Consider the following 5,621-nt stretch of genomic DNA (forward strand, 5'->3'; position numbering starts at 1 on the left):
GGGGGCCCCGTGATTGTGCTCAAACACGCCCGGGCCCTACATTTGGGGGGCGGAGGCCTTGGCACAAATCAACAGGGCAGAGGCCAGCAGGATACGACTGAACTGGCGCACGATAACATTCCTGAGAGAGTGATGGCTGACAGGCCCTTATTCCTGGACCTGCTTGTCTTGCAACAGGCGCTGCTGCAACTGGTGATCGCGCAGGAACGCATTGATCCTGGCTCTTTGCTCATTCACCTGTTGCTCGCTCAAGGCCTGCTGGCGGGCATTGCGCTCAGCATCCTGAGGGTAATGCACGCTCACCGGCGAGGCGCTGCCCCCTATGGGTATGGTATTGAGCACAGGGTTGCTCTGCAGTGCCGGGTCCTGACCCTGATACTGCTGCACCCCGAGGATGACGGCGGCCGCGACCGAGGCGGCGATGGCATACTGGCCAAACTGTTGACCCGCCCGGCGCAAAAAGGGAAGGACACGGGCCGTCTGCCGCGCTGGCACGGCCTGAGGGGCCGGCGCCGCCACGGGAGCCAGTATGGTCGGTTCCTCGTCGAGGGCCATGGCTATCTTGTCGCTGAGATCCAGCTGCAGATTGAGCGGCAGATCTCCCCGCATGGCATCACCGATCAGATGGTAACGGCTCCAGGTATCCCGCCCCTCGGCATCCATCGCCAGGGCATCGAGTTCCTGTACATCACTCAGGTCACCATCCATCAGGGCCGAGATTTGCTGTTTGTTCGCCATAAGTTAACCTGTCTTCCCCAGTTAATTCTCAGTCAGAGGTTTCAGCTTTTTGTCGATTGCGTCCCTCGCCCTGAAGATGCGGGATCTGACCGTACCCACAGGGCAATCCATGATTTCGGCAATCTCTTCATAACTCAGCCCTTCCAGTTCACGAAGGGTGATGGCTGTCCTCAAGTCCTCAGGCAGCGCCTCTATGGCGGCAAACACTGTCCGCTTGATCTCGTCGGTCAGTGCCAGATTCTCCGGGGTGGCAACCTCTTGCAGGGCCTCTCCACCGCCGTAGTATTCTGCCTCGTCAGCCTCCACGTCACTGCTGGGCGGCCTGCGCCCCTGGGAGGTGATGTAATTCTTGGCCGTATTGACGGCAATTCGGTACAACCAGGTGTAAAAAGCACTCTCACCACGGAATGTCGGCAGCGCCCGATAGGCTTTGATAAAGGCCTCTTGCGCCACGTCCGGCACATCACCGGGATTGTTGACATACCTGGCCACCAGGTTGACCACCTTGTGCTGGTATTTCGTTACCAACAGGTTGAACGCGTTTTTATCGCCACGTTGGACTCGCTCAACCAGCTGTTCGTCCAGTAAATTCTGGTCGCTCATCAGGCCGTAAGACCCCCATTAAGGTTATCGTTCTTCTTTTCCGGCCTTTCCTAAGCGCACAAGTTCAGACAGGGAAAATCAGAGAAAGTTCGCTTTAGTTTAAAAAAAGGTGATGTGGGCTGCATCGTTACCCTCGCTTGGGCTACCATGGTGCCAGTTCTTTATCCAGGCCAATGATACTTATGAAAGCAAGTGTTGAATACCTTTGCGACGTGCTCATCATTGGCAGCGGTGCCGCCGGTCTGTCCCTCGCCTTGCGATTGGCAGATCAGGCCAAAGTCCTGGTTCTGAGCAAGGGGCCCATCAGTGAGGGGGCTACTCTCTATGCGCAAGGAGGCATCGCTGCCGTGTTTGACGAAACCGACAGCATCGAATCCCACGTCAGTGACACCCTCAACGCAGGCGCCGGCCTGTGCGACCCGGGTGTCGTCGAGTTCACCGCCCGCCATGCCCGCGACTCCATCCAGTGGCTGATCCAGCAGGGGGTCCCCTTCGATCAGGAGGAGGACGACCACGGCGAGCCCCACTACCACCTGACCCGGGAAGGGGGCCACAGCCATCGCCGCATCTTCCACGCGGCGGACGCCACCGGCAAGGCGGTGCAGACCACCCTGGTCGATCAGGTGCGCGCGCACCCCAATATCCAGCTGATGGAACGCTTCAACGCGGTCGACCTCATCACCACCCGCAAGCTGGGCCTGCCCGGCAACCGGGTGCTGGGGGCCTATGTCTGGAACCGCAACGCCGAACAGGTCGAGGTGATCCGCGCCCGCTTCGTGGCCCTGGCCACCGGCGGCGCCTCCAAGGTGTACCAGTACACCTCCAACCCGGACGTGAGCTCGGGGGATGGCATCGCCATGGCATGGCGTGCCGGCTGCCGGGTGGCGAACCTGGAGTTCAACCAGTTCCATCCCACCAGCCTGTTCCACCCCGATGACCCCAACTTCCTGCTGACCGAGGCGCTGCGTGGCGAGGGCGCCTATCTGCGCCGCCCGGACGGCAGCCGTTTCATGGAAGATTTTGACGAGCGGGCCGAGCTGGCGCCGCGGGACATAGTGGCCCGCGCCATCGACCACGAGATGAAACGCCTGGGCGCCGACTGCATGTATCTGGACATCAGCCACAAGCCGGCGGAATTCGTCATCAAGCACTTCCCGACCATTTATGAGCGTTGCATGGCGGTCGGCATCGACATCACCAAGGAGGCGATGCCCATTGTCCCGGCGGCCCACTACACCTGTGGCGGCGTGATGATAGACAGCAACGGCCAGACCGACATTCCCGGGCTCTATGCCATCGGCGAAGTGACCTACACAGGGCTGCACGGCGCCAACCGCATGGCCTCCAACTCCCTGCTCGAATGCGTGGTCTATGCCCATCAGGCGGGAGCCGACATCCTGGCCAAGCTGCCCATGAGCGTGGAGCCCCCCGCCCTGCCCGCCTGGGACGAGAGCCTGGTGGACGATTCGGACGAGCAGGTCGTTATCCAGCACAACTGGCACGAGCTGCGGCTGATGATGTGGGACTATGTGGGAATAGTGCGTACCAACAAGCGGCTCGAACGGGCCAAGCGCCGCATCGATCTGCTCAAGCAGGAGGTGCAGGAGTACTACGCCAACTTCCGGGTCTCCAACAACCTGCTGGAGCTGCGCAACCTGTTGCAGGTGGCCGAGCTCATCGTCAACTGCGCCCTCCAGCGCAAGGAGTCTCGCGGCCTGCACTACAACCTGGACTTCCCGGACATGCAGGCCAACCCCAAGCCGACCGTGTTGACCCCGGACAGGGATTGACCCGCAGCGCCATCACCACAGACCCCGCCGAGTGCGGGGTCTGTCATTCTGGCCAGTCAGCGGTTCCCCTTGCGGGCCGGATTGAGGTGCACGGCCCGGGCCAGGGCGCGGTAGTGTTCGGGGGCCAGGGCGTCGGCGAATAACCAGAGCCGGACTTGTCCGCCCTGCTCCCCCAGCAACTGGAGCCAGAGCGCGCCGGGCAGGATGCAGCTGCGCGGCCCGATCCGGTAGCGCCCGCCCTGCCAGCTCAGCCACTCCCGCTCCCAGAGCAGTGGCGCGCTCACTCGGCGCGACTGGCGCAGGGCCAGGGCCAAGCCCAGGGCCCAGATCGGCAGAAACAGTCCCCACAAGCCGCCCTGGATCAGGGCTGACACCGGCCAGAGCATCCCCAAGAACAGCGCCAGCAGACAGAGCTGCTGGCGCCGGGAGACGATGACGGGGATCTGCATGGCGACCTTACAACTTGGCGTCGTGGCGGGCCTGGTTGCGCGCCAGGATCAGGGGGATCATGGCGGCGAAATCGGGATCGTCCGGCACCCCGTGGCCCATGCTCCAGCGAAACAGCTCGGGATCTTCGCACGCCAGCAGGCGGATGAAGGTCTGCTGCTCGGCGTCGCTCAGGGAGTCGAACTCGTGTTCGAAAAAGGGCATAAAGATCACATCCAGCTCGAGCATGCCACGGCGGCAGGCCCACTTCAGGCGGGATTTCTCGATGGGGCTCAACATGGCTCTCTCCTTACAAAGACCCGAGGATGGTAACAGCAGGATTTTCCGGCTGACAAACATTCCTTACGTCTTTACCATGCAGGTCACATACTTTTGTCTCAGGAATGCGATCGTGAGCCTGCAAGCCCCTGTTTTCCCTGCCGAGCCTACCCAATTCCCCCTGACCGACCTGGCCCTGGTCCGCCTCACCGGCGAAGAGAGAGCCAAATACCTGCAAGGTCAGGTCACCTGCGACGTCAATGCCCTCCTCCCCGGCCAGAGCACCCTGGGCGGCCATTGCGATGCCAAGGGCAAGCTGTGGGGTGATTTTCGCCTCTACTGCCTGCAAGAGAGCCTGCTGTTGCAGACCAAGGCCTCCCTGCTGGCGCGCCAGTTGCCGGAGCTCAAAAAATTTGCCGTGTTCGCCAGGGTCGATATCCAGCCTTGCGACTGGACCAGCCTGGCCATCGCGGGCACGGGCACGGATGCCTGGGTTGCCGCCGAGTTCGGCCTCAGCGACAGTGGCCTCATTGCTCAGGGCATGGCGGTGCGTGTCGCCCCCGACCGCTGGTTGCTGGTGAGCGAGCAGGATCCCGCCCTGGCCCTGCCGAGTGCCCCCCAGGATCTCTGGTGGGCCCTGGACATAGCCGCCGGCATCCCCCACCTGGAGGCGGTCCATCAGGGGGAGTACATTCCCCAGATGATCAACCTGCAGGCCCTCGGCGGCATCAGCTTCACCAAGGGCTGCTACATGGGCCAGGAGACGGTGGCCCGCGCCAAGTATCGCGGCGCCAGCAACCGCGCCCTGTTCGTGCTGGCCGGCGAGGTGAGCACCGCAGTCGCCAGCGGCGATACCTTGGAGCGGCAACTCGGCGAGAACTGGCGCCGTAGCGGCCTGGTGCTCAATGCCTGGCAGCAGGATGGCCGAGTCTGGCTCACTGCCGTGCTGCCCAAGGATACCGAGGCCGACGCCCTGTTTCGCCTCAAGCAGGAGGAGGGGTCACGGCTGCACCTGCAACCCCTGCCCTACGCGCTGGACGACTGAGCCGCCCCACCCGAACCAAGGCCCGCGAGGGCCTTTTGGCTGCCCCCACCCAGCGCTGAAACTGACACCCTTTACCCCCTGAACACCTGGCGGGCGTGGGCCACCAGGGCCTCCCTGAGCCAGCGACCCGCTGGCCCCAGCGGCTGATCCCGCCGCCACAACAGCTCCAGCCCCATGCTCCACTGCTGCTCAAGAAAGTCCACCGGCAGCACCACCACCTCCCCCCTGGCCAGGGGCCCTTGCAGCAGGTATTCGGGCACGGAACCCCAACCCAGGCCGCGCTTGATGAGCTCGAGCACACCCCAGTCCCCCTCCACCCACCAGACGCTCGGGGCGAAGCGAAAACGCTCCCGCTCCCCGCCGCCCCGCTGGCCGGTGACCATCAGCTGACGCTCCCCCTTGAGATCGCCGAGCCCGACCCGCGCCAACCGGGCCAGGGGGTGATCCGGCGCCACCACGATGGGCAGGCGCAGGCGCCCCAGGGCATGAAACTCCAGATCTCGGCTCGCTTGCAGCCGCTCGTAACTGATGCCGAGCTGGGCCCGTCCCTCCCGCAGCAGATGGGTCAGATCCTCGAGCATGGGGAACAGCAGCTCCAGCTCGATGGCGGGGAAGGTCTGGGCGAAGCGATCCAGCACCTCGGCGACCCAGGGCAGCTGGGAGTCGTCGTCGCTGGGCCCGGGGCGCCGGGCCGCGCCCCCCCCCAGGGGCGCGGGGGGCCCCCCCCGCCCCAGCAACCA

At 63.8% G+C, this 5,621-nt stretch carries 7 protein-coding genes; 2 read left to right on the plus strand and 5 right to left on the minus strand.

Translation table 11 applies throughout. From position 1 onward, the window contains the following. Nucleotides 1–147 precede the first annotated feature (147 nt). Nucleotides 148–738, minus strand: coding sequence for a sigma-E factor negative regulatory protein (locus tag ACW5W4_RS18720; RefSeq protein ID WP_427262191.1), 591 nt, complete (start codon nucleotides 736–738; stop codon nucleotides 148–150). A 21-nt stretch (nucleotides 739–759) separates the two neighbouring features. Further along, nucleotides 760–1,341, minus strand: coding sequence for an RNA polymerase sigma factor RpoE (rpoE, locus tag ACW5W4_RS18725; RefSeq protein WP_041995312.1), 582 nt, complete (start codon nucleotides 1,339–1,341; stop codon nucleotides 760–762). Between the two features lie 182 nt (nucleotides 1,342–1,523). On the opposite strand from rpoE, the gene nadB reads away from it, so the two are divergent. Next, nucleotides 1,524–3,131, plus strand: a complete 1,608-nt coding sequence (nadB, locus tag ACW5W4_RS18730) for an L-aspartate oxidase (RefSeq protein WP_456690392.1) — start codon at nucleotides 1,524–1,526, stop codon at nucleotides 3,129–3,131. 56 nt (nucleotides 3,132–3,187) lie between these two features. Here nadB and ACW5W4_RS18735 read toward each other — a convergent pair whose 3' ends face one another. Together ACW5W4_RS18735 and ACW5W4_RS18740 are read right to left on the minus strand one after the other, a co-directional pair. Further along, nucleotides 3,188–3,574, minus strand: coding sequence for a protein YgfX (locus tag ACW5W4_RS18735; protein ID WP_456690394.1), 387 nt, complete (start codon nucleotides 3,572–3,574; stop codon nucleotides 3,188–3,190). A 13-nt stretch (nucleotides 3,575–3,587) separates the two neighbouring features. After that, nucleotides 3,588–3,857 (minus strand): FAD assembly factor SdhE, encoded by a 270-nt coding sequence (locus ACW5W4_RS18740; protein ID WP_427262194.1) that lies wholly within the window; start codon nucleotides 3,855–3,857, stop codon nucleotides 3,588–3,590. 118 nt (nucleotides 3,858–3,975) lie between these two features. Here ACW5W4_RS18740 and ygfZ point away from each other — a divergent pair, with 118 nt between their 5' ends. Continuing rightward, entirely contained in the window at nucleotides 3,976–4,881 is a 906-nt protein-coding gene (gene ygfZ, locus ACW5W4_RS18745; protein WP_456690395.1) for a tRNA-modifying protein YgfZ, read from the plus strand. 71 nt (nucleotides 4,882–4,952) lie between these two features. Here ygfZ and ACW5W4_RS18750 read toward each other — a convergent pair. Then, a partial coding sequence (locus tag ACW5W4_RS18750; protein WP_456690393.1) for a substrate-binding domain-containing protein occupies nucleotides 4,953–5,621 on the minus strand: 669 nt, incomplete at its 5' end.

It is taken from the genome of Aeromonas crassostreae, assembly GCF_054052445.1.